At 71.0% G+C, this 21,129-nt stretch carries 18 protein-coding genes; 5 read left to right on the plus strand and 13 right to left on the minus strand.

All coding sequences use genetic code 11. The features are described 5' to 3' along the window. Positions 1-88: 88 nt before the first annotated feature. Positions 89-1,573: an aldehyde dehydrogenase family protein gene (locus OKJ99_RS24810; RefSeq protein ID WP_326019618.1), complete on the plus strand. Its 1,485-nt coding sequence runs from the start codon at positions 89-91 to the stop codon at positions 1,571-1,573. A 77-nt stretch (positions 1,574-1,650) separates the two neighbouring features. Here the strand turns inward: OKJ99_RS24810 and OKJ99_RS24815 are convergent, their stop codons facing one another. The 3 genes from OKJ99_RS24815 to phnA all read right to left on the minus strand — a co-directional run bounded on the left by OKJ99_RS24815 (position 1,651) and on the right by phnA (position 5,534). Continuing rightward, positions 1,651-2,790, minus strand: a complete 1,140-nt coding sequence (locus OKJ99_RS24815; RefSeq protein ID WP_326019620.1) for a TIGR03364 family FAD-dependent oxidoreductase — start codon at positions 2,788-2,790, stop codon at positions 1,651-1,653. 29 nt (positions 2,791-2,819) lie between these two features. Then, on the minus strand, positions 2,820-4,151 hold the full coding sequence (locus tag OKJ99_RS24820) for an MFS transporter (RefSeq protein WP_326019621.1): 1,332 nt from the start codon (positions 4,149-4,151) through the stop codon (positions 2,820-2,822). A gap of 102 nt (positions 4,152-4,253) precedes the next feature. After that, positions 4,254-5,534, minus strand: coding sequence for a phosphonoacetate hydrolase (phnA, locus tag OKJ99_RS24825; protein WP_326019622.1), 1,281 nt, complete (start codon positions 5,532-5,534; stop codon positions 4,254-4,256). Between the two features lie 186 nt (positions 5,535-5,720). Here phnA and OKJ99_RS24830 point away from each other — a divergent pair, with 186 nt between their 5' ends. Further along, on the plus strand, positions 5,721-6,656 hold the full coding sequence (locus OKJ99_RS24830) for a LysR family transcriptional regulator (protein WP_326019624.1): 936 nt from the start codon (positions 5,721-5,723) through the stop codon (positions 6,654-6,656). 66 nt (positions 6,657-6,722) lie between these two features. Here OKJ99_RS24830 and OKJ99_RS24835 read toward each other — a convergent pair whose 3' ends face one another. The 10 genes from OKJ99_RS24835 to OKJ99_RS24880 all read right to left on the minus strand — a co-directional run bounded on the left by OKJ99_RS24835 (position 6,723) and on the right by OKJ99_RS24880 (position 17,785). Further along, positions 6,723-7,730 carry a 2-hydroxyacid dehydrogenase gene (locus tag OKJ99_RS24835; protein ID WP_326019625.1) on the minus strand — a complete coding sequence of 336 codons (1,008 nt, stop codon included), beginning with the start codon at positions 7,728-7,730 and terminating at the stop codon, positions 6,723-6,725. Continuing rightward, entirely contained in the window at positions 7,727-9,034 is a 1,308-nt protein-coding gene (gene eno / locus OKJ99_RS24840) for a phosphopyruvate hydratase (RefSeq protein ID WP_326019627.1), read from the minus strand. The genes OKJ99_RS24835 and eno overlap by 4 nt, the downstream gene beginning before the upstream one ends. Beyond that, positions 9,031-10,098 carry a phosphotransferase family protein gene (locus OKJ99_RS24845; protein ID WP_326019629.1) on the minus strand — a complete coding sequence of 356 codons (1,068 nt, stop codon included), beginning with the start codon at positions 10,096-10,098 and terminating at the stop codon, positions 9,031-9,033. The genes eno and OKJ99_RS24845 overlap by 4 nt, the downstream gene beginning before the upstream one ends. A gap of 13 nt (positions 10,099-10,111) precedes the next feature. Beyond that, the gene (locus tag OKJ99_RS24850; RefSeq protein WP_326019630.1) at positions 10,112-10,777 is read right to left on the minus strand and encodes a TetR/AcrR family transcriptional regulator; all 666 of its coding nucleotides are present in this window, start codon (positions 10,775-10,777) and stop codon (positions 10,112-10,114) included. Further along, positions 10,774-11,919, minus strand: a complete 1,146-nt coding sequence (locus OKJ99_RS24855; RefSeq protein ID WP_326019631.1) for an MBL fold metallo-hydrolase — start codon at positions 11,917-11,919, stop codon at positions 10,774-10,776. Before OKJ99_RS24855 ends, OKJ99_RS24850 begins: the two co-directional genes overlap by 4 nt. A gap of 139 nt (positions 11,920-12,058) precedes the next feature. After that, positions 12,059-12,337: a hypothetical protein gene (locus OKJ99_RS24860; RefSeq protein ID WP_326019632.1), complete on the minus strand. Its 279-nt coding sequence runs from the start codon at positions 12,335-12,337 to the stop codon at positions 12,059-12,061. Between the two features lie 24 nt (positions 12,338-12,361). Continuing rightward, entirely contained in the window at positions 12,362-14,056 is a 1,695-nt protein-coding gene (locus OKJ99_RS24865; RefSeq protein ID WP_326019634.1) for a sodium:solute symporter family protein, read from the minus strand. Then, a complete protein-coding gene (locus OKJ99_RS24870; RefSeq protein ID WP_326019635.1) occupies positions 14,053-15,429 on the minus strand; it encodes a sulfatase family protein in 1,377 nt (458 codons plus the stop codon). Before OKJ99_RS24870 ends, OKJ99_RS24865 begins: the two co-directional genes overlap by 4 nt. 70 nt (positions 15,430-15,499) lie before the next feature. Next, positions 15,500-16,675, minus strand: coding sequence for an ROK family protein (locus OKJ99_RS24875; RefSeq protein ID WP_326019637.1), 1,176 nt, complete (start codon positions 16,673-16,675; stop codon positions 15,500-15,502). 78 nt (positions 16,676-16,753) lie between these two features. Beyond that, complete coding sequence (locus OKJ99_RS24880) at positions 16,754-17,785, minus strand: LacI family DNA-binding transcriptional regulator (protein WP_326019638.1); 1,032 nt, start codon at positions 17,783-17,785, stop codon at positions 16,754-16,756. A 195-nt stretch (positions 17,786-17,980) separates the two neighbouring features. Between OKJ99_RS24880 and OKJ99_RS24885 the strand changes: the two genes are divergently transcribed. From OKJ99_RS24885 to OKJ99_RS24895, 3 genes are read left to right on the plus strand one after another with little or no spacing between them, the layout of a single operon-like run. After that, positions 17,981-19,318: an extracellular solute-binding protein gene (locus OKJ99_RS24885; RefSeq protein WP_326019640.1), complete on the plus strand. Its 1,338-nt coding sequence runs from the start codon at positions 17,981-17,983 to the stop codon at positions 19,316-19,318. A gap of 2 nt (positions 19,319-19,320) precedes the next feature. After that, a complete protein-coding gene (locus OKJ99_RS24890) occupies positions 19,321-20,223 on the plus strand; it encodes a carbohydrate ABC transporter permease (protein ID WP_326019642.1) in 903 nt (300 codons plus the stop codon). Then, positions 20,223-21,110, plus strand: coding sequence for a carbohydrate ABC transporter permease (locus tag OKJ99_RS24895; protein WP_326019644.1), 888 nt, complete (start codon positions 20,223-20,225; stop codon positions 21,108-21,110). Before OKJ99_RS24890 ends, OKJ99_RS24895 begins: the two co-directional genes overlap by 1 nt. Positions 21,111-21,129: the final 19 nt, after the last annotated feature.

Genomic DNA, 21,129 nt, shown 5'->3' on the forward strand with positions numbered 1-21,129 from the left:
CGGTATTCGCAGATCACCCGTTGTTCACCCGCAGTTGGCGGGGCGAAGGTGGCCGTGACGATCCCACCGGCTGCGAAGGAGCAGGGGCATGGCTGTGGCACCGGGCGAGACCAGGTTCGAAGTGGCGGGGTACCTGACGGAGAATCACATCGGCGGGCAGTGGGTCGCGGCACAGTCGGGGCAGCGGCGTCCCGATGTGAATCCGGCCGACTTCTCCGATGTGCTGGGGGAGTTCGCGGAGTCCGGCGGGGCCGACGTGGACCTCGCGGTGGAGGAGGCGCGGAGGGCGCTGGAGCACTGGCGCGGCATCGGGCCCATCAAGCGGGCGGCATACCTGATGAAGGCGCTGCGCATCCTGGAACGGCGCTCGCAGGAACTGGCGTACGCGATCACGCGTGAGCAGGGGAAGTTGCTCAAGGAGGCCACCGGTGAGGTCCAACGGGCCATGGCGGTCCTGGAGTTCACCGCCGGGCAGGCGCGGCTGCTCGGCGGGGTCACCGCGCCGGCCGAGGAGGAGCGTACGTTCGCGTACACCTTCCGCAAGGCGATCGGCGTGGTGGGGCTGATATCGCCGTGGAACTTCCCCCTCGCCATCCCGATGTGGAAGGTGGCGCCCGCGCTGCTCGCCGGCTGCACCGCCATCCTCAAGCCGTCGCCGCTGACCCCGCTCACCTCGGCCCTGCTGGTCGACGTCTTCCACGAGGCGGGGCTCCCGGACGGGGTGCTCAACCTGGTGCAAGGCGACGCGGCGGCCGGTGAGGCGCTCGTCGCCAATCCGGCCATCGCCGGGATCAGTTTCACCGGCTCGCTGCCCGTCGGCACGGCGATCCACACGGGCGGCGCCGGACGGCTGCTGCGCACCCAGCTCGAACTCGGCGGCAAGAACGCGGTCGTGGTGTGCGACGACGCCGATCTCGACAAGGCCGTCGACGCCGTCGTGCACGGGGCGTTCGGCCAGGCCGGGCAGCGGTGTTCGGCGACCAGCCGGGCCGTCGTCGACGTACGGGTGCGCGAGGAGTTCCTGGAGCGGCTCGTCGCCCGGGTCGCGCATCTGCGGGTGGGCCCCGGCTTCGACGCGGGGTCCGAGCTGTGCCCGGTGGTGGACCCCGCCCGGCTCGACGCGGCGCTCGCCGCCATCGCGGGCGCGCAGCGCGACGGCGGCAAGGTGGTGTGCGGCGGCGGCCGCGAGGAGCGCCCGGATCTGGCGGAGGGCTGTTATGTGCAGCCGACCGTGATCCGGGACGTGCCGTGGGACGCGGAACTGGCCCAGGAGGAGGTGTTCGGTCCCGTGCTCGCGGTGGTCGACGCCGAGGACTTCGACGACGCGCTGCGGATCGCGAACTCGGTGAAGTACGGCATGTCCGGGACCGTGTTCACCGCCTCGCAGACCCGCGCCTTCGAGGCACTTGACCGCTTCGAGGCCGGGATGCTGCACGTCAACCGGCCCGGCGTCGGCGCGTACGCGCATCTGCCGCACGTCGGTGACAAGGCCAGCCAGTACGGTCCGCCGGAGTGCTCGCCGGAGGTCTTCGACTTCTACACGGCGTGGCACTCGGCCTGTATCTCGTACTGAGCAGCCCCCCCGCCAGGCACTGAAAGGGCCGGTTCCCCTCGGAGGGGAGCCGGCCCTTTCAGTGGTGCGTACGTGTGTCAGCGCGTCGCCAGTATCTCCTCGGCCAGGCCGAACGAGAGCGTCATGCCCGCCCCGCCGACCCCGTTGACGACGGTGACACCTGGCTCGGGGTCGACCACCAGATCGGTGCGGCCGTCGCGCAGCGACGGGTAGAAGCCGACCCAGCGCTCGGTGACCTCCGCCTCCGGCGGCAGCGCGGCGAAGGTGTCCAGGTACTCCAGGACCGCGTCGTCCACCGCGCCGTCCGCGAACGGGCCGAGCGTGGATCCGTAGGCGTGCGAGTCGCCGAGCGTGAGGCGTCCGTCCGCGGTCTGCGAGACGAGTACGTGGATGCCGTGCTCGCGGTGGAACGGCCGCTCCCCGCCCATCCGTTCGGCCAGCGCGGCCTGCGAGGGACAGCCGTCGAACGCCGCGTAGTGGAGCAGGGTGAGGCCGCCGCAGAGCATCGGGCCGAGCGCCCGGCCACCGGCGAGCGGGGCGGTGCGCATCATCTGGAGCTTGCAGCGGGTCAGACCGCTGGCGGCGAACACCTCCGGGTACAGCGAGGCGAAGTCGTTGCCGGAACAGACGAAGACCTGCTCGCAGTCCCAGTCGCCCGCGGTGGTGGAGACGGTGGGCATCGATACGCCGCGTACGTGGGTGCCGAAGCGGAATTCGACGCCGTGCTCGGCGGCGAGGTACTCGGCGACTGCGGGGATCGCCCGGCGCGGGTCGACGTTGACCTCCGTCGGACTCCACATCGCGGCGCGCAGGCCGTCCCTGCGCACGAACCCGGAGCGTTCCGCCGCCTCATCGGCGGTGATCATCCGGGCGCCCCGGTCCCGGGCCGCGTCGCTGAGCTGAAGGAACTCCTCCAGGACCGCGATCTCGTCGGGGTGCGTGGCCAGATGGAGCGAGCCGGTCTCGGGCGCCCACAGGCCGGTCTTCGCGGCGACCTCCAGCCACACCTCGCGGCTGCGCAGCGCCCGCTCGTACACCTTGCCGCGCTGCTGTCCGACGGACCAGATCATCCCGAAGTTGCGGATCGAGGCGCCCACCGCGAAGTCGTCGCGCTCGAAGACGACGACCTTGCGGCCCCGGCGTGCGGCGGCGAGTGCGTGGGCGAGCCCGACGATTCCGGCTCCGACGACGACGGTGTCCGCGTGCTGACGGTTCATGTGTGCCTGCCTTTCAACGGGAGTTGGTGTCACTGCGCGGCGGCCGGGCCCGGGCGGCGGTTCCAGTGCGGGATCATGACCGCGCCGGCCAGCGCGGCGGCGATGGAGAAGATGAGGAACAGGGCGGAGCCCGAGAGGAAGCCGGGGAGCAGGCCGCCGAGGATCGCGCCGATCGAGCCGCAGCCGTTGACCAGGCCCGCGGTGGTGCCGGCGGCGTCCTCGGTACCGAAGTCCACCGCCGCGACACACGAGATCATCGAGTCGGCGGCGTACACGGAGAGCCCGATCACGGCGAGCAGCGCGACCATGACACCGACGTTGTCGGTCGCGGTGAGCGGGATGAACAGGCCGAGTACCACGGTCAGCAGGGCGAGGGACAGGACGCAGGCGGGCACCCGGCGGGACTGGAAGAGCTTGTCCGACACCCAGCCCACGGCGATCGGCGCGACCACGCCGGCGGCGCCGAAGGCGATCGGGATGACCGTGGCCCCCACCTTGCCGACGTCCGGCAGGCGCTGGCTGACCAGCACCGGGCCCCACAGCAGGATCGCGTAACGGGCCGGTTTGAGCAGGAAGTAGGCGGCGCCCAGGGTGAGCACCATGGGGTCGCGCAGGGTCTTGCGGTACAGGGCGAGACCGCCGCCGCGCTGCTTCTTGGCGGCCCTTTCGCCCGAACTCCCCTTCTCCTCCGGCGCGTTGCGCTGGAACAGGACGAAGAGCACCAGGACGACCGCGAGCGTCGCGGAACCGCAGAAGAACGCCGCGTGCCAGCTGTCGAAGACGGAGTACGCCAGCCAGCCGAGGAACGGGGGTGCCGCCAGGCCGCCGAACGCGTAGTTGGTGGACCAGAACCCGAGCACCCGGCCGCGCTCGGCGACCGGGAAGAACGAGCCCATGTTCTTGCACAGCGGCGCCCAGCCGGCCGACTGCGCCAGACCCTGGAGCACCATGGCCCCGCCGAAGACGAGCAGCGCGCTGGAGGCGCCCATCAGCAGCCCCGCGCCGATCGCGCCGACCATGCCGGTGATGACGACGACGCGCGGGCCGAACCGGTCGGACCACGCTCCCCACACGAACTGCCCGAGCGCGTACGCGGCGAGATAGACCGCGTCGATGACACCGAGGACACGTTCGTTGAGTGTGTGGGAGAGGACCGGGTCGTCCAGGATGCCCAGCTTGGCGACGGAGAACGCCTGCCGGACGAAGTAGAAGCCCGCGTACGCGATCCAGGTGACTGCGAAGATCTGCCAGCGCAGTCGGGGGCTCACCAGCTGCGGATGGACGGTGCGTTGGGCCTCGCGGGTGGTGACGGGTGGGTCGTTGGTTGGTGGGTCGGTGACAGGTGGGTCGGTTTCGGCCATGGGGAGTCCCATCCTCGGCGGATCCGGATATGGCACGGCCCCGGCGCGCACCTCGGCGGCGCGCCGGGGCCGGAGCTGAACTACCGACTGCCCCTCCTTCCGTCAGGCGGAGAGCGGCTCCCCCGCCGCCGCGTGGCAGCCGATCCAGTAGGCGTCGAAATTGCGCAGCCGGTGCCCGGCCGGAAGCTCGACGGGCCGGTTGACCAGGACCGGAACGCGCTGTTCGGTCAGTCCGCCGTGCGAACGCAGCGGCTCCTTGAAGCCGGAGATGTCGTGGCGGGCCGCGGTCGTGCCGAGCACGGTGTTGCGCTCGGCGATGACGACGAGCTCGCCGATCCGGTCACCGGGCAACTCGAAGCGCTCGCAGGCCTGTTCACGGGTGAGCACGGCGTCGACGCCTGCGACCGCGGCGAGTTGCTCGCGCAGCGTGTCCCGGTCCGCGCCGTCCGGCAGGTGCACGGTCGCGTAGGAGCCGAGAGCGCCGTGGTGCACGGTGTACGGGTCGGTGATCGGCAGGATGACCCGGCTGGCGCCGTCTCCGGTCGCCGCGTCGAACCAGTCGGACAGGAAGACGACGCGCGCCTCGCCGTCGGCGTCGGACTTGGCGTTCATGCCGTGGTCGGCGGTGACGACGAGGACGGCGCCGAGCGCGTCGATCCGCTCGAAGTAGCGGTCCAGCATGGCGTAGAAGCGGTTGGCGACCGGGGAGCCGGGCGCGTGCTTGTGCTGGATGTAGTCGGTCAGGGACAGGTACATCAGGTCGGGCCTGTCGCGCTCCAGCACATCGCAGCCCGCGGCCATCACCAGTTCGCTCAGCTCCGCGCTGTACACGGAGGGCAGTTCGAAGCCGGTGGATTCCAGGACCTTCTCGATGCCGTTGTCGGCGAGCGTGACCTGGTCGGCCTTCTCGGCGGAGAAGCAGATGCCGCCTTCGGCGAGCCCGCTGCCCAGCAGGCGGCGCAGCTTGTCCTTGGCGGTGATGACGGCGACCTTGGCGCCCGTCTGCGAGAAGGCGGCGAAGAGGGTGGGCGCGCGCAGCAGTTCGGGCGCGTTCATCATGACTTCCTCGCCGGCCTCGGCGTCGTAGAAGTAGTTGCCGCAGATGCCGTGGACGGCGGGCGGCACACCGGTGGCGATGGAGAGGTTGTTGGGGTTGGTGAAGGAGGGCATCGTGCAGGCGCCGCGCAGATCGCTGCCGCTCGCCAGCATGGACTCGGTGAACGGCATCAGGCCGTCCGCGATCGCGCGTTCGTGGTAGGCGTCCTCGCTGCCGTCGATGCAGACGACCACGACCGGACGGCCGGGGCGCGGGTAGCCTCGCCCGTTCACGGTGAGCCGGCCGTCGGCGGAGGTCTGCGATGTGGTGCCGGCGACAGGATTCATGTACGTCCACCCCTGTTGGTCGTAGGTGCGGGAGCCGTGGTGCGTCCCTCGGATCCATGGGTACCACCGGCGTTCCGGGGTGCAGAACCACGAAGTTCGCTATGGCCGCCATAGCCCGGCGGGCCCGGCCGGTGGGGTGCCGCGGGCCTGTCCGGCCGATCAGGAGTGGGCTACGCTCGGGGCCCTATGGAGCTCAACCTGCACCGTTTGTGGATCTTCCTGAAGGTGGTGGAGCACCAGGGGTTCTCCGCCGCCGCGCACGAGCTGTACATGAGCCAGCCCTCGGTCTCGAACCAGGTACGCCGCCTTGAGCAGACGCTGAAGGTGACACTGGTGGACCGTTCGGGGGCGCGGGCCCGGCCGACGGCGGAGGGTGAGGTGCTCGCCGCGTACGCCAAGCGTGTCTTCCTGCTGGCGGACGAGGCGGTGGCCGCGGTGCAGCAGGTGTCGTCCCTGGAGCACGGCCGGCTGATGGTGGGTGGCTCGACGACGGTCGGTACGTACCTCCTTCCGGCGCTGCTCGCCCGGTTCCGGGAGCGGTATCCCGGAGTGGAGTGCGATGTGTTCGTCGGCAACAACCGGGCCGTGGCCGAGCGCCTGCTGGCCGGTGACATCGGCATCGCGGTGGTGGCGGGCGGACCGGCTGCGACGGCCCAGCTCCTCGTCGAGCCGGTGCTGGAGGAACGTCTCGTCCTAGTGGCCCGCACGGGCCATCCGCTCGCCGGGCACACCGGGGCGCTGGAGCCGCGGCTCCTCGCCGGTGAGTGCTTCCTGATGCGCGAACCCGGCTCGCACACCCGCACCGAGCAAGAGCGGGTCCTGGAGTCGTGGGGCATCTCGGAGACCGTGTCCCGGTCCGACGTATGGGGCCCGGAGGCGGTCAAGCAGTGTGTCGGGGCCGGTCTTGGTGTCGCCCTCATCTCCGAGCACGCGATCGTGGACGACGTGGAACGCTCCGGCGCCCTCACCGTCCTGCCCGTGTCCCCCGAACCGGGCCCCCGGCCGGTCTCCCTGGCCCGCCGCCGCGACCGCCTCCTCTCCCCGGCGGAGCGCGCCTTCGTCCAGCTGCTCCGCTCACCGGACGGAAGCTGGCCGCGCGAACTGGGCCACGTGGAGCCGTAGTTGGGCCAGCCGGCCGAGCGCTTCGGCCACGGTGAGTACCGGTCACTCCACCCGGTGCGCGACCTCTCACTCCACCCGGTGCGCGACCTCCGCACCCGAGGCCAGCCGTCGCGCGTTGTCCGCCGCGATGGCCACGCAGCGCTCCAGTGTCTCGGCGGTGAGCCACGCGAGATGCGGTGCCACGACCACGTTGGGCAGGGCGAGCAGGGGGTTGTCGGGGGCGACCGGTTCCTGGGCGAACACGTCGAGCCCGGCCGCTCCGAGCCGCCCGTCGCGCAGGGCGGCCGTGAGCGCCGACTCGTCGACGAGGCCGCCGCGGGCCGTGTTGACGAGGAGGGCGCCCGGTTTCATCAGTCCGATGCGGCGGGCGTCCAGCAGCCCTTCGGTGTGTTCCGTGAGCGGCAGGTGGAGGGAGACGACGTCGGACTCGGCGAGCAGGGTCTCCAGCGGACGCCAGGGTGTGTCCCCCGGGTCCCCCTCCACGGCGGCGCCTCCGGAGCGATCGTGCCGCAGGACCCGTGCGCCGAGCGCGGTGAGTACCGGGGCGAGGCGCCGGGCGACCTGCCCGAAACCGATCAACCCGACGGTACGGCCGCCGAGTTCGCCCAGGTGCTCGGCCTGCGCGGTCTCCAGCGGCCAGCCGCGGCCCGCCCGGGTGTCCGCGTCGAGCGGGATCACGCGGCGCATCGCGGCGAGCATCAGCGCGAGGGTGGCCTCGGTGACCGCCTGCGCGTTGGCGCCCGGCATGTTGGCCACGGCGACGCTCCGCTTGCGGGCCTGATCCAGGTCGATCGTGTTGACGCCGGAGCCGAGCTTCTGGATCAGCCGCAGCCGGGGCGCGCGCTCCAGGTCGGCGGCGGTGACGGGGCGCAGGACGTGCCACAGCACCTCGGTGTCGGGCAGGAGCGCGGCGAGCCGTGCCTCGTCGTCCTCGGCGCACCAGCGCACGTCGAGCCCGTCGAGGTGGCGGTCGAGCCGGGCGCGCAGGGCGGGCGGTGGGTCGAGGTGGGCGAGGATCCGGAGCGGAGTGTCTGCCGTACCCTCGGTCGCACTCGTCGCACTCGTCGCACTCACGCCGGGCCTCCGTCCAGGCCGAGTCCGGACCGGCCCGCGAAACGTGCGTCCACGCCCAACTCCTCCTCGATACGCAGCAGTTCGTTCCACTTGGCGGTGCGTTCGCCCCGGGTCACGGAGCCGACCTTGACGCCGCCGCTGCCCCAGCCTACGGCGAGGTGTGCGACGGCGACGTCCTCGGTCTCGCCCGAGCGGGCCGACACGATGGCGGTCAGTCCGCGTGCGTGGGCCGCGTCGAGGGCGGCGCGGGCCCGGGTGAGGGTGCCGGCCTGGTTGGGTTTGACCAGGACGGCCGTGCAGGCGCCCGTGTCGGCCGCGGAGTGCACGCGGGCGGCGTCGGTGACCAGGAAGTCGTCGCCGATGACCTGGACGCGGCCCGCCACCGCGGTGGTGAGCGCGGCCATGCCCACGGGGTCGTCCTCCGCGAAGGGGTCCTCGATGGAGACGACGGGGTACCGGTCCAGCCAGCCGAGCAGCAGCTCGCACCAGCCGTCGCGGTCGAAGCGGCGTTCCTCTCGGCGCAGCAGGTATCCGCCCGCACCGTCGGCGAGTTGGGTGGCCGCGATGTCGAGGGAGATGCCGATCTCGTCGCCCGGGGCGCGGCCCGCGGCCTCGATGGCCTCGGTGAGGGCCGACAGTGCCGCCTCGTTGGAATCGAAGGCCGGCCACCAGCCGCCCTCGTCGGCGACTCCGGCGCGGGCGCCCCGCCGGTCGAGGAGTTCCCCGGCGGCGCGGTAGACGTCGTTGCACCACGCGTAGGCCTCGGCGAAGGATCCTGCGCCGTACGGGACGACCATGAGGTCCTGCACGTCGAGGCGGCCGTGCGCGTGGGCGCCGCCGCCGAAGATCTGGACCTCGGGGAGTGGGAGGCGGCGGGCCGCCGGGTTCAGGGCGCGCCACAACGGCAGTCCTGACGCGGCCGCCGCGGCCTGGGCGACGGCGAGCGAGGTGGCGACGGTCGCGTTGCCGCCGAGGTGGGCGAAGCCCGCGGTGCCGTCGGCCGCTTCGAGCGCGGCGTCGGCGCCCGCCTGGTCGGCGGCGTCAAGTCCCTTGAGGGCGGCGGCGATCGGGCCGTTGACCCGGTCGACGGCCCGGTCCACGCCGTATCCGCCGTGCGCGGGCCCGCCGTCGCGCAGGTCGACGGCCTCTCCGGAGCCGGTGGAGGCGCCGGCCGGCGCGAGGGCGCGGCCCACCGAGCCGTCGCCGGTCCGTACGACGACTTCGACGGTGGGCCGGCCGCGCGAGTCCCATCGGGGGTGCCCCGTCACGGCGGAGATGCTGGTCAGCGGGGAGGGGTGGATCACGCGGGGTGCTCCTCGGGTTCGGTGGACTTGAGCCAGCGGTCGACGAGTTCGGTGGTGTCGGCGGGCGGGAGGCGCAGGAGCGGCACGGCCGCGCGGCGCACCTGCGGGCGTCCGTGGTCCTCGGTGAGGTACTCGACCGGGGAGAGTCCGTCCACCCGGGCGAGCGCGAGGGCGGGCTGCAGGGCGGCGGCGCGGCGGTCGAGGTCCGCCGGGTCCTCCCAGGTGACGCCGTGCAGGTATCCGGTGCGCAGCGCGGTCGCCGCGCGGGCGAGGCCAGCGCGGTGTTCCGGGTGCCGTACGGCCTTCAGCAGCAGGTGGTTGAGGCAGAACGCGAGGTCGAACGCGGGGTCTCCGGGCGCGGCACACTCCGCGTCGAGCAGGATCGGCCCGCCGGGACCCACCACGATGTTCTTCGGGCTGACGTCGCCGTGCACGACGGTGTACGCGGCCTGCTCCAGGCCGACCGCGAGTTCCTCCAACCTGCCTGCCAGGTCGGGGTGGTGACGGGCCGTCGCCCGCAGGTAGGGGTCCACGCGCAGCGCCGTGAACAGCGGCCGGGCCTTCTCCCACGCGCCGAGGTCGTACGCCGGGGCGGCGGAGGCGCCATGCACGGCGACGAGCCGACGGCCGACCTCGGCCGCGGTGCCCGCATCGACACGCCCTTCCATCAACTGGCTTTTCCAGAGCGGGTGTTGCTCGGGATCCAGCCAGCCGAGCACCAGCACGGGCCCGGTTTCGTCGAAGCCGCGCACCGGGCAGGCCGCACCGTCCGGCAGCACGTCGGCCGCGAGCCGCAGCCAGCGGGCCTCCCAGTGCGTCCGCTCCGTGGAGACCCGCCACTCTCCTGCGACCCGCAGCTGTTCCAGCGGGTGCTTTACGCAGACGGCGCCCCGTCCGCCCGGAAGGTCGATGCGCCACACCTCGCAGGAGACCCCTCCGGTCAGCGGCCGACCGGTGACCGCTTCGCCGTCGCCGTCGCCGACGAGACCGAGCCGCACCAACGCGTCCAGCAGGGTGTCCGGTGGGGCGCCCGGTGGGACGTCCACCGGGGTGCCATTCGTCATCCGCACCTGACACCTACTTCCAGTAGATCGCGTGGTACCAGACCTGTGCGAGGGTCCGTACGCACGCGTCGTCGTCCACGCCTTGCTCGGCACGGCCGTTGGCCAGCCGGTCGTAGCAGAACTGGTTGAGCATCGCCACCAGCGCGCAGGCGGTGAGGCGCGGGTCCGCGCCCGGGCAGTACCCCTCGCGCTGCGCCCGCGTCACCATCTCCGCGATCCCGACGACGGCCCCCTCGCACAGGTCCTCCCAGTACTGTGCGAAGTCCTCGTTCACCATGGCGAGTTGGGAGACTCCCACCATTTCGGCCAGACGACCCCGGTAGGTGTCCCAGTGCCCGCGGGCGGACTCCAGGACGCGGTCCTGCGCCGGGACGCCGTGCCGGTAGGCGGGCCGCACGCGGGTCTTGACCTCCTCGACGAAGTCCCGCGCCCAGTACTCCAGGAGGGCTTCCTTGGAGTCGAAGTAGTTGTAGAACGAGGCGGGCGACCTCCCGGCCTCCTGGGTGATGTCGGCGACGGTCATGGTGAGGAACCCCTTGCGCGCGACGACGCGACGGGCCGCGGCCTCGATCGCCGCGAGTGTCGCCCGCCCCCGCACGGTGGCCCGCGCACCCTGGCCACCCTTGGGCCCCGCCGGCTGTTCCACCGTCGCCCCCGCCTCCGTCCGCGTCCGCGTCACCCGGCCGCTCCCCTGGCCCGGCCCAGCCGCACCACGTCCAGATCGTTGCCGACCACCACCGGCCCGGCGTAGCGGCGAGTGGCCCCCTCGTGCCAGACACGATCGGGCACCATGCCGGGGCGTGCGGGCCCGAGGTGGCTGAGCACGAGCTTGCGGGCTCCGGCGCGGCGGGCGACGTCGCCGGTGTTCACGACGTCGGTGTGCGCGGTCTTGAGGTGCTCGATGAACCCGTCGGCCGGATCCCGATCCGCGTAGTAGTCGACGCTCACGGCCTCGTGCACCAACACGTCGGCGTCGTGGGCCAGTTCGACGACGTTTTCGTCGTACGCGGTGTCTCCCGAGAACGCGATGACACCGTCCGGGGTCTCGACGCGGTACCCGAAGGCGGGGAACACGAGCCCGTGCGGCACGAGGGTGGCACTCACGCGGATCCGGTCGTCCTCGAACACGGTGAAGGGCCGCATACGGGGCGCCCGGGTCTTCAGCGGGTCGGCGCCTGTGTGGGCGACGTCGATCTCGTGCAGCGCCATGATCCGGTCCGGGTGCGCGGGCATCGTGGCCTCCCGTCCCAGCTCATTGAACTGGTACGCCCACCCGTTGAGCGCGTCGGCGAAGAGGTCCTTCAGTCCGGGCGTGGGGTTCGCCGGGTTCACCAGCGGCGCGGGACGCGGCTTCCCCCACTGCGGCGGCAACTCCCCCGCCCGCCCGGGCCCGTACACCGGCACGGATGGCACGAGCTGGTCCCCGTCCGGGCTGATCAGCCCGAGCAGCAGATACTGGAAGAGGTCCGCGGTGTGGTCGGCGTGGTGGTGGGTGACGAAGATTCCGCGAAGCGACTTGAGCGTCAGGCCGGCCCGCACGTACTGACTCACCGACCCCCGCCCGGCGTCGAACAGGTAGTTCCGGTCCCCGACCACGAGAACAGTGGACATCCCGAACCGCTCGGCAACCGGCACGGGGCCTCCGGCGGTCCCGAGCAGAATCAACCGGGTACCCTCGGCGTCCCCGGCCCCCTTGCCCTTGCCCTCGCTCCGCGTGGCGGCCCGCGCCGTCGCGCCCCCGACCACGGGCGCGGTCAGCCCGGCCCCCAGCACGACGGCCGACCCGAGCATGGCCCGTCTCGACGCCCCCAGGTCACACATCTGTGAACTCCCCTTGACGAGACGCCGGTTCGACAAAGCTGAATCTGACGTTAGATTCGTAACTGGGAAGTGGCAATACCTGCGGCAGCAGGTGTGCCGGCGCCTCCTGGGCGTCGTCTGGGGAGTCGTCTGGGGTCGGTCATCCGGCGGATGGCGGGCGGAGCCGGATCCATGCCGCGAAGAATCCGGAGAGCAGCAGCATGCCGGCGCCGCACCATACGTTGAGGTTGATGCCGCCGGACTTGGCGATTTCCGCGTGGCTGGTGGCGAAGATGCCGACGAGCAGTACGACGACTCCGTACACGCCGAACAGCAGGGCGATCAGGGCACGGATGTCGAACAGGGCACTGCGGCGCTGCGATGCGGTGCTGCCGTCGGCGTTCGTCGTCGGCTCGTCGACGGTGGTGGTGCGGGACATCGACCGGATCTCCTGTCTCGGCGTTCAGCCGACGAGGGTGTAGAGGACGACGACCAGGGCCAGAACGGAGACGCCGAGGAGAGCGGGCGAGCGGTACCAGGCGTCGTCACCCAGGACGCTCTTCCCGCGCCGTATGTGACGCGGGGTCAGGCTCCAGACCAGACCCACCAGTTCGTCGTCGCTCTTGGGGCGGGACACCAGTGAGACGACCCCGCTGACAAGGACGACCACCACGAAGGCGACCGACGCGCCGATGAAGCTGCCCGCCTGCGGAGAGACGACCACCGCACCGTGGCGGACAAGCTGGTCGACGACGACGGCCGCCGCGGCACCGCTCAGGTTGCCGGTCCATGCGGCCGTACCTGTCATACGTTTCCAGAACAGGCCGAGGATGAAAGTGGCGAACAGTGGGGCGTTGAAGATCGACCCCAGCATCTGGATGTAGTCCATCAGGTTGGAGGCACCCGCGGCGAGGAATGCGGTGCCGATGGCGACCGCACAGCCGGCCACGGTGACGATCCGTCCGACCTTCAGATAGTGACGGTCGTCGCGGCCCGGACGGATCCAGTCCTGCCACACGTCGTAGGTGAAGACGGTGTTGAAGGAGCTGACATTGGAGGCCATGCCTGCCATGAAGGCCGCCAACAGGCCGGCGACGGCCACGCCCAGCATGCCGTTGGGCAGCACCTCCTTCATCAGCAACGACAGCGCGTTGTTGTACGTGACGCCGCCCGCGTCGCCGCCGGCCTTCAGCTTGGCCAGCTGCGGCACGAGGACACCGGCGATCATGCCGGGGACGACGATGACCAAGGGCAGCATCGCCTTGGGGAAGGCACCGATCAGCGGCGTCCGCCGGGCTGCCGACATGGACTTGGCCGACATGGCGCGCTGTACTTCGGCGAAGTTCGTCGTCCAGGAGCCGAAGGACAGCACGAACCCCAGGCCGAAGACGATGCCGAACACCGATAGCAGCGGGTCGGAGATGCCGGTCAGCGACGTGCCCGGCCAGGAGGACAGCTCGCCTGCGCCGCCGGGGCCGTGGGCGACCTTGTCCATCAGCCCGTTCCAGCCGCCGACGCGGGCGAGGCCGGCGACGGTCACCGGGATCAGCAGCGCCAGGATGGTGAAGAACTGCAGGACCTCGTTGTAGATCGCGGCGGACAGCCCGCCGACCGCGGTGTAGACGAGGACGACGACCGCGGACACCGGGATGCCGACCTCCAACGGCCAGCCGAGCAGCGCCTCCAGGAGCAGTCCCAGCGAGAACAGGTTGATGCCGGCGATGAGGACGGAGGCCACCGTGAAGACCACGGCCTGGACGCGCTGGGTGGTCCGGTTGAAGCGTTTGTGCAGGAACTCGGCGATGCTGCGCACCCCGGAGCCGTAGTAGAACGGCATCATCACCAGGCCGAGGAAGACCATGGCCGGGACCGCGCCGATCCAGTAGTAGTGGACCGGGGCGATGCCGTACTGCAGGCCGTTGGCGCTCTGCCCGATGATTCCGATGGCGCCCATGTTGGCCGAGATGAAGGCCAGGCCGGTGATCCACGCGGGCATCGAGCGGCCGGACAGCAAGAAGTCCAGGCTGGAGCTGACGGAGCGCTTGGCGGCGAACCCCACACCGAGGACGAGGGTGAAGTAGAAGCCCACCAGCAAGTAGTCGACCACGTTGAGGTGCAGGCGCAGGATGTCCGCGGTGCCTGCGGCCAGGGCGATCACGCGCCGGCCACGGCGTGGGCGGCGCGCAATGCGTCGAGGGTGCGATGGTGCAGCGGTCCCGCGACGGCGCCGTGCAGCAGCGGATCCCCGCCCTCCTGCATCCAGGCGGTCAGCCTGGCCAGCAACTGTGCGCGTACAGCGGCCAGTTCGGGCCGGTCGGCGAGGTTGTCCAGCTCCACCGGGTCGGCGTGCAGGTCGTACAGTTCGACGGCCGGGTGGTAGTCCTCGTGGCCGATCCCCTCGTCCACAGCGGTGCAGCGGTGCTGCCAGGACTGGCTGGGGTCCATGAAGCCGGGCGCGGAGCTGAAGTTGGCGATCAGCTTGTACCGGTCGGTGCGCACGCAGCGTCGCGGGTCGTAGTAGTCGTGGTAGGTCATCTCGCCGAAGATCTCGGTGCGTCCCCCGGCGCCCGCCTCGCCGTCCAGCAGGCCCAGGAAGCTGCGGCCCTGGATGTGCGACTGCGGCGCGCCGTCGACCTCGATCCCTAGGGCCTCCAGCAGGGTGGGCACTACGTCGACGTTGCCGAGGAGATCGGTGAGGCGGCGCCCGCCGGTCCAGCCGCCGCCCGGCCAGTGGGCGATGAACGCCACTTCCAGGCCCGGGTCGTACAGGGAGCACTTGGCGCGGGGCAGGGCCAGGCCGTGGTCGGTGGTGAAGATGGTGAGGGTGTCGTCGGTGAGGTCGAGGGCGTCGAGGCGGTCGAGGATCTGGCCCACACCGGCGTCCATGTATCGGATGGCGCCCTGCAGTTCGGCGATCTCCTCCCGGGCGGAGGCATCGGGGCGCAGGTAGGGAGGGACGTCGACGCCGAGGCTGTCGTCCGGGTCCATGTGGTCCCCGATGAAGCCCTGAATGCCGGGCGGGTCCTGCCGGCCCGGGATGCGGTGCGGCTCGTGAAAGCCGACCTGGAGGTAGAACGGCCCTTCGCTGTCGGCCAGCCGGTCGAGCGCGGCGTTGGTGCGCTCGGCGACCTCGGGGGCCGCGCCGCCGGTGCGGACACTGTCGAAGCCCAGGTCCTCGGCTATGAGGTGGTCCTCCTTGACCCTGGACTCGTGGTGCACGCCGATGAGTTCGGTGCGGTAGCCGACGTCCCGCAGGCGGGTGGCCAGGTGTCGCTCGCCCTCGTGGAGGTCCCAGGCGAAGTCCGCATGGGTCAGGCCCATGACGCCGTTGCTGTGCGGCCAGCGCCCCGTGAAGAGACTGGCCCGGGAGGGGCTGCACTGCGGGGCGGAGGCGAACATCCGCTCGGCGGTCACTCCGAGCGCGGAAAGCCTGTCCAGACGTGGCGAGTTGACCGTCTTCGCCCCGTAACAGGACAGGTGCCTACCCAGGTCGTGGCAGTGGATGAGCAGGACGTTCGGACGGCGTTGCACGACTTCTCCCTGATGGACGGCGGAGAGGGCTGCATCGTGTCCCGGTCGGTAATTAGTGTCAAGGGTTCGATTAAATGCTGAGAGTGGGCTCGTACCGCGTCGGGCACGTCAGGTAGTCGTCGACGAGCAGGGACGCCGCCCCGCGATCCCAGTCCTCGTCGGTCACCGGCCAGTGCCGTGCGCCGCGTTCCGCGCCGATGGCGTCGAGGCACAGCCGGACCTCCTCGTCCGTACCGATCCGGCCGGCGACGACCGTCTCGTACGGGTCGAGGAACTCGGCGAGCCGTCCCACCGAACGGCCCAGGATCCCGGCGCGCTCGCGGCGCAGCCCGGCCAGCCCGTTCCGGGCCGATGGGCTGCCCCCCGCGTAGATGTCGTCCCAGGACGACCCGGTGGACAGCCACCCCTCCGCGATGGCGGTACGTTGCACCGCCCGATCGGTGGCCAGCAGCCCGAGACAGTCGACGGAGCCGCAGGGGCACGGCCGCCGGGGGCCGCCCGCGACGGGGGTGTGAGCGAGGGCGCCCGCGGTGGCGTGGGCACCGCGTTGCAGACGCCGTTCGAGCACCAGGGCGGAGGCCACGATGCCCGCCACGAACACCACCAGCATGGAGTCCGGTGCCGCCGGGTCGGTCCACAAGCGGCTGACGGCCAACGACCGCACCGAGGTGTCGACCACCACGGGCCGACCGACGGCCCTCGCCATCGGCCCCCTCAGCGGCACGTTCCTCCAGCCGAGTTGGGGGCTGGAGAGCAGCGTCCCGGACTCGAAGTCGACCACACCTCCGGTGCTGACCCCCACACCGGCCACGCGCGCGGGACCGACGTCGTCGATGAGGCGCCGAGTCAGTTCGATCGCGGTGGCCACCACCCGTTCCGGTGCACCGCCGTCGTGCGGGGCCTCGACCGCGGCGAGCCGGATGCCGGACAGCCCGTAGGCGGCTGCGGTGACGCGGCTCCCCCGGATCTGTACGCCCACGGCCAGGCGCCCGCCGGCCGCGATGCCCAACGGGATCTCCGGGCGCCCCTTGCCGCGGCCGACGACGACTCGCGCCGACAGTTCCTCCAGCACCCCGGCCGCCAGCAGAGCAGCCGTCAGCCGGGTGATGGTGGTCAGGCTGATCCCTGTGCGGCGGGCCAGCTCCTTGCGCCCCATCGGCTCGCGGAGCAGCAGCCGCAGCAGCGCCCCCGCGTTCTGGTCACGGACGGAACGGTTCAACGAAGTGGTGGCGGAGCGTGGGGGCATGGCTGCATCGTATGGGCTGCCCCGACCGGCCCCGGAGCCGTGCGGACCACCGGAACTCTTGGCGACCGCGGCACCCCCTCACCCCAGCACCGCCGTCGACTCCCGCACCACCAACCGCGTCGCCAACTCCACCCGATGCGTGTCCGGCTGCTCGCCCCGCGCCTGGCGCAGCACCGCACGCAACGCCGCGCGGCCCATCTCCTGCAAGGGCTGTGCGACGGAGGTCAGGGCCGGGACGGAGTCACTGGCGAGGGCCGTGCCGTCGAAGCCGACGAGGCTGAGGTCCTCCGGTACCCGGATGCCGCGCCTGCGGGCCTCGCGCAGGACGCCGACGGCGATCGCGTCGTTGCCCGCGAAGATCGCGGTCGGGGGGTGCGGACGGGACAGCAGCGCCGTCAGCCCCTCGATGCCGTACTCGGCGCGGAAGCGACCGTGTCGGACGAGGCCGGGGTCGGCCTCGATGCCGCGTGAGGTGAGCGCGGACAGGTGGCCGTGCAGGCGGGCCTGGTTGCACTCGATCGACTCGGGGCCGCCGAGATAGGCGATGCGGCGGTGGCCGAGGTCCAGGAGGTGTTCGGTCGCGGCTTTGCCGCCCGCCCAGTTGGCGGCTCCGACGCTGACGACGTCGGCGGGCGGCGGGTTGTAGGAGTCGATGACGACGACGGGGATGTGGCGGCGGAGGAAGGCGGCGAGGCCGGACTCGCCGTAGGCCGAGGTCACGACGATGACTCCGGCGCGGCCTTCGTTGATGATGCGCTGCGCCTTGCGTCCGAGGCCGAGTTCGGTGGTGCGCTGACGTCCGGTGGTACTGACGACGACCTCGACGCCGGTGGTCGCCGCGTGGTCGAGGATGCCGTTGAGGAGGGCCGACGGGTAGGCACTGTCGATCGCGTCGAAGGCGACCTCCACGACGTCGGGTCCTGTCGGGGTGCGGCGCTGGGACGGCGAGCGGTATCCGGCCTCCTCCAATGCGGCCAGCACCTTCGCGCGGGTCTCGTCGGCCACGTCCGCCCGCCCGTTGACGACCTTGGACACCGTGGCCGTGGAGACTCCGGTGCCGCGCGCGATCGCGGCCAGGGTCGGCTTGGCCGAGGAGGGCGGGAGCGGCACAGGGCCTCCTGAGTTTCGAAATATTTTCGGTGACCGAAGCTTGGGACCCGGTGTCGTTGGCGTCAACCCTGGGTGCCAAATCTTTGTGCTGCGCGGCCTCTTGACCGTCTCCGTCGCCACTTCTACGGTTCCGGGGTCTCGAACAATCTTCGAAATATTTCGGTCCCGTCTCTCAGCGTTGAGGAACGGAAACACATGGACTCTCGCAGACTCGGCAGGCTCCGCAGACTACGCACCACCCGAACCGCCGCCTCGGTGCTCAGCGCCACCGCCCTCGCTCTCACCCTCACCGCCTGCGGCTCCGCAGGACCCGGCGCGGGCACCGGATCCGCCACGATGTGGGGGCTCAACGGCGGTGACCAGGACGTGCTCAAGCATTCCGTCGACACCTGGAACAAGGCACACCCCGACGAGGACATCAGCCTCGACTTCTTCGCGAACGACGCCTACAAGACCAAGGTCCGCACCGCCGTCGGCGCCGGCAAGGGGCCGACCTTCATCTACGGGTGGGGAGGCGGTGTCCTCAAGTCGTACGTCGACGCCGGCCAGGCCGCCGACCTCTCGCCGTACCTCGCCCGCAACCCGGAGGTCCGGGACCGCTATCTGCCCTCGGTGCTGGACAACGGCGTCGTGGGCGGGAAGACGTACGCGATCCCGAACGGCCGCGCCCAGCCCATCCTGCTCTACTTCAACCGGGACGTCTTCGCCAGGGCCGGGGCCGAGCCGCCGCGGACCTGGTCCCAACTGATGGCGCTTGTACCGAAGTTCAAGAAGATGGGAATCGCGCCGTTCGCGCTCGGCGGGCAGTCGAAGTGGCCCGACCTGATGTGGCTGGAGTACCTCGTCGACCGGATCGGCGGACCGCGGGTCTTCGCGGACATCGTCGCGAACAAGCCGGGCGCGTGGTCCCACCCCGCCGTCACCGAGGCACTCACCAAGATCCAGCAGCTCGTCGACGCGGGCGGCTTCGCCGACAGCTTCACGTCCAGCGCGGCGGACAACGGCGCCGACCTGGCCCTCGTCCACACGGGCAAGGCCGCCATGGTCGTCCAGGGCGGCTGGCTGTACCAGAACATGAAGTCGGCCCTCCCGGAGGCGATCGAGAACCGCACCATCGGCTGGACCACCTTCCCCACGGTCGAGGGAGGGAAGGGCAGCCCGGCGAACCTCGTCGGCAACCCGTCCAACTACTGGTCGCTCTCCTCCAAGGCCACCGCCTCCCAACGCAAGGCCGCGCTGGGCTATCTCAAGAACGGCATGTTCTCCGAAGCCCACACCCAGGAACTCATCGACTCCGGCGCGGTGCCCGTCGTCAAGGGCATCAAGAAGCGACTGGAGGCGTCGCAGGACAAGGATTTCCTGACGTTCGTCTACGAACTCACGCAGCGCACAAGGAACTTCACCCTCTCCTGGGACCAGGCCCTCAGCCCGGCCCAGGCCGACGCGCTCCTCGTCAACCTCGACCAGATCTTCCTCAAGAAGATCGACCCCCACCAGTTCACGGCCCGCATGAACGCGACGATCGAGGAGTAGCCATGGCCGACACCAGCACTCCCCTGCGGCGCACACACGAGCCAGGACCCTCGGGCTGGCTGGCGGCCCCGGCCCTCGTGATGTTCCTGGCGTTCGCGCTCGTCCCGCTCGGCATCGTCGTGTTCCTCAGCTTCACCCGCTGGGACGGCCTCGGCCCCATCACCTTCGACGGCCTGGGCAGTTGGCGGCGCGTCGTCGCCGATCCGGCGACCACCAACGCGCTGTGGGTGACGGCCAAGGTCATGGTGTTCTCATACCTCGTGCAGACACCCGTCAGCCTGCTGCTCGGGGTGTTCACCGCGGGCCGCCAGAGGTACCGGGCGCTGCTCGCCGTCCTGTACTTCCTGCCGCTCCTGCTGTCCTCCGCCGCCATCGCGATCGCGTTCAAGGCCCTCCTGGACCCAAGTTTCGGGTTCAGCGCGGGAGTCGGCATCCCGGCGCTCGCCCGGAACTGGCTCGGCGACGCCGACCTCGCCCTGTTCGTCGTCGTCGCCGTCATCGCCTGGCAGTTCATCCCCTTCCACACCCTCATCTACCAGGGCGGCGTGCGCCAGATCCCCGCCTCCCTCTACGAGGCGGCCCAGATCGACGGCGCCGGGCGCGTGCGGCAGTTCCTCAACATCACGCTGCCGCAGCTCAAGTACACGATCATCACGTCCTCGACGCTCATGGCCGTGGGCTCCCTCGCGTACTTCGACCTCATCTTCGTGCTGACCGGCGGCGGCCCCGGCGAGGCCACCCGCCTCCTGCCGCTGCACATGTACCTGACCGGGTTCCAGGCCAGTGACATGGGCGCGGCCAGCGCGCTGGGCGTCATTCTCGTCGCCGTCGGACTCGCGGTGGCCCTGCTGCTCCAGCGCCTGGGCGGCAGGGACCGTTCGGCCAGCCAACTGGAGGGTGTCTGATGGCCACCACGACACGGGCCCCGGCGACGACGGCGCCCTCACGGCAGGCCGCGCAAGCCGTTCCGCGCAAGCGCACACGCCCCAACTTCCTTGCGGGTCTCGGAGGTTGGATCTGGCTCGCGGTGACCATCATTCCCGTCTACTACGTGGTGATCACCAGCCTGAAGAAGCAGGGCGCGTACTTCGCCTCCAACCCGCTGCTCCCACCGGGCTCGCCCACCCTCTCCAACTACGCGCTCGTCCTGGAGAGCGACTTCTTCCGCTACGTCACCAACAGCCTGATCGTCACGGCGGGAAGCGTTCTGTCGACCCTCGTGGTCGCCTTCATGGCGGCCTACGCGATCGTCCGCGGCCGGACCCGGTTCCTCACCCTGACCCACCGCCTGTTCCTGCTCGGCCTCGCGATCCCGCTGCACGCGACGATCATCCCGATCTACTGGATGATCACCAAGGCGCATCTGTACGACACCCTCGCCGCGCTGATCCTGCCGTCCATCGCCTTCGCGATCCCCATCTCCGTCCTCATCCTGTCCACGTTCCTACGCGACGTGCCCCGCGAACTCTTCGAATCGATGCGCCTGGACGGCTGCACCGAATGGGCCATGATGTGGCGCCTCGCGCTCCCCCTCGTGCGCCCGGCCGTCGTCACCGTGGGCATCTACGACGCGCTCACCGTCTGGAACGGCTTCCTGTTCCCGCTGATCCTCACCCAGAGCCCGGAGATCCGGGTGCTCCCGCTCTCCCTGTGGACCTTCCAGGGCGAGTTCACCATCAACGTTCCCGCCGTCCTCGCCTCCGTCGTCCTCGCGACGCTGCCGCTGCTCGTCGTGTACGTCATCGCACGCAAGCAGCTCGTCAGCGGCCTCACGGCCGGTTTCGGCAAGTGACACACGTACCCCTCGGACA

The sequence above is a fragment of the Streptomyces endophyticus genome (genome assembly GCF_035798155.1).
Taxonomy (GTDB): Bacteria; Actinomycetota; Actinomycetes; order Streptomycetales; family Streptomycetaceae; genus Streptomyces; species Streptomyces endophyticus.

What these genes read in the sequence shown, in the direction of transcription:
- OKJ99_RS24810 (WP_326019618.1), top strand. Translation starts at nt 89, where the DNA reads ATGGCTGTGGCACCGGGCGAGACCAGGTTCGAAGTGGCGGGGTACCTG.
- OKJ99_RS24815 (WP_326019620.1), bottom strand. Translation starts at nt 2,790, where the DNA reads ATGAACCGTCAGCACGCGGACACCGTCGTCGTCGGAGCCGGAATCGTC.
- OKJ99_RS24820 (WP_326019621.1), bottom strand. Translation starts at nt 4,151, where the DNA reads ATGGCCGAAACCGACCCACCTGTCACCGACCCACCAACCAACGACCCA.
- phnA (WP_326019622.1), bottom strand. Translation starts at nt 5,534, where the DNA reads ATGAATCCTGTCGCCGGCACCACATCGCAGACCTCCGCCGACGGCCGG.
- OKJ99_RS24830 (WP_326019624.1), top strand. Translation starts at nt 5,721, where the DNA reads ATGGAGCTCAACCTGCACCGTTTGTGGATCTTCCTGAAGGTGGTGGAG.
- OKJ99_RS24845 (WP_326019629.1), bottom strand. Translation starts at nt 10,098, where the DNA reads ATGACGAATGGCACCCCGGTGGACGTCCCACCGGGCGCCCCACCGGAC.
- OKJ99_RS24855 (WP_326019631.1), bottom strand. Translation starts at nt 11,919, where the DNA reads ATGTGTGACCTGGGGGCGTCGAGACGGGCCATGCTCGGGTCGGCCGTC.
- OKJ99_RS24860 (WP_326019632.1), bottom strand. Translation starts at nt 12,337, where the DNA reads ATGTCCCGCACCACCACCGTCGACGAGCCGACGACGAACGCCGACGGC.
- OKJ99_RS24875 (WP_326019637.1), bottom strand. Translation starts at nt 16,675, where the DNA reads ATGCCCCCACGCTCCGCCACCACTTCGTTGAACCGTTCCGTCCGTGAC.
- OKJ99_RS24885 (WP_326019640.1), top strand. Translation starts at nt 17,981, where the DNA reads ATGGACTCTCGCAGACTCGGCAGGCTCCGCAGACTACGCACCACCCGA.
- OKJ99_RS24890 (WP_326019642.1), top strand. Translation starts at nt 19,321, where the DNA reads ATGGCCGACACCAGCACTCCCCTGCGGCGCACACACGAGCCAGGACCC.
- OKJ99_RS24895 (WP_326019644.1), top strand. Translation starts at nt 20,223, where the DNA reads ATGGCCACCACGACACGGGCCCCGGCGACGACGGCGCCCTCACGGCAG.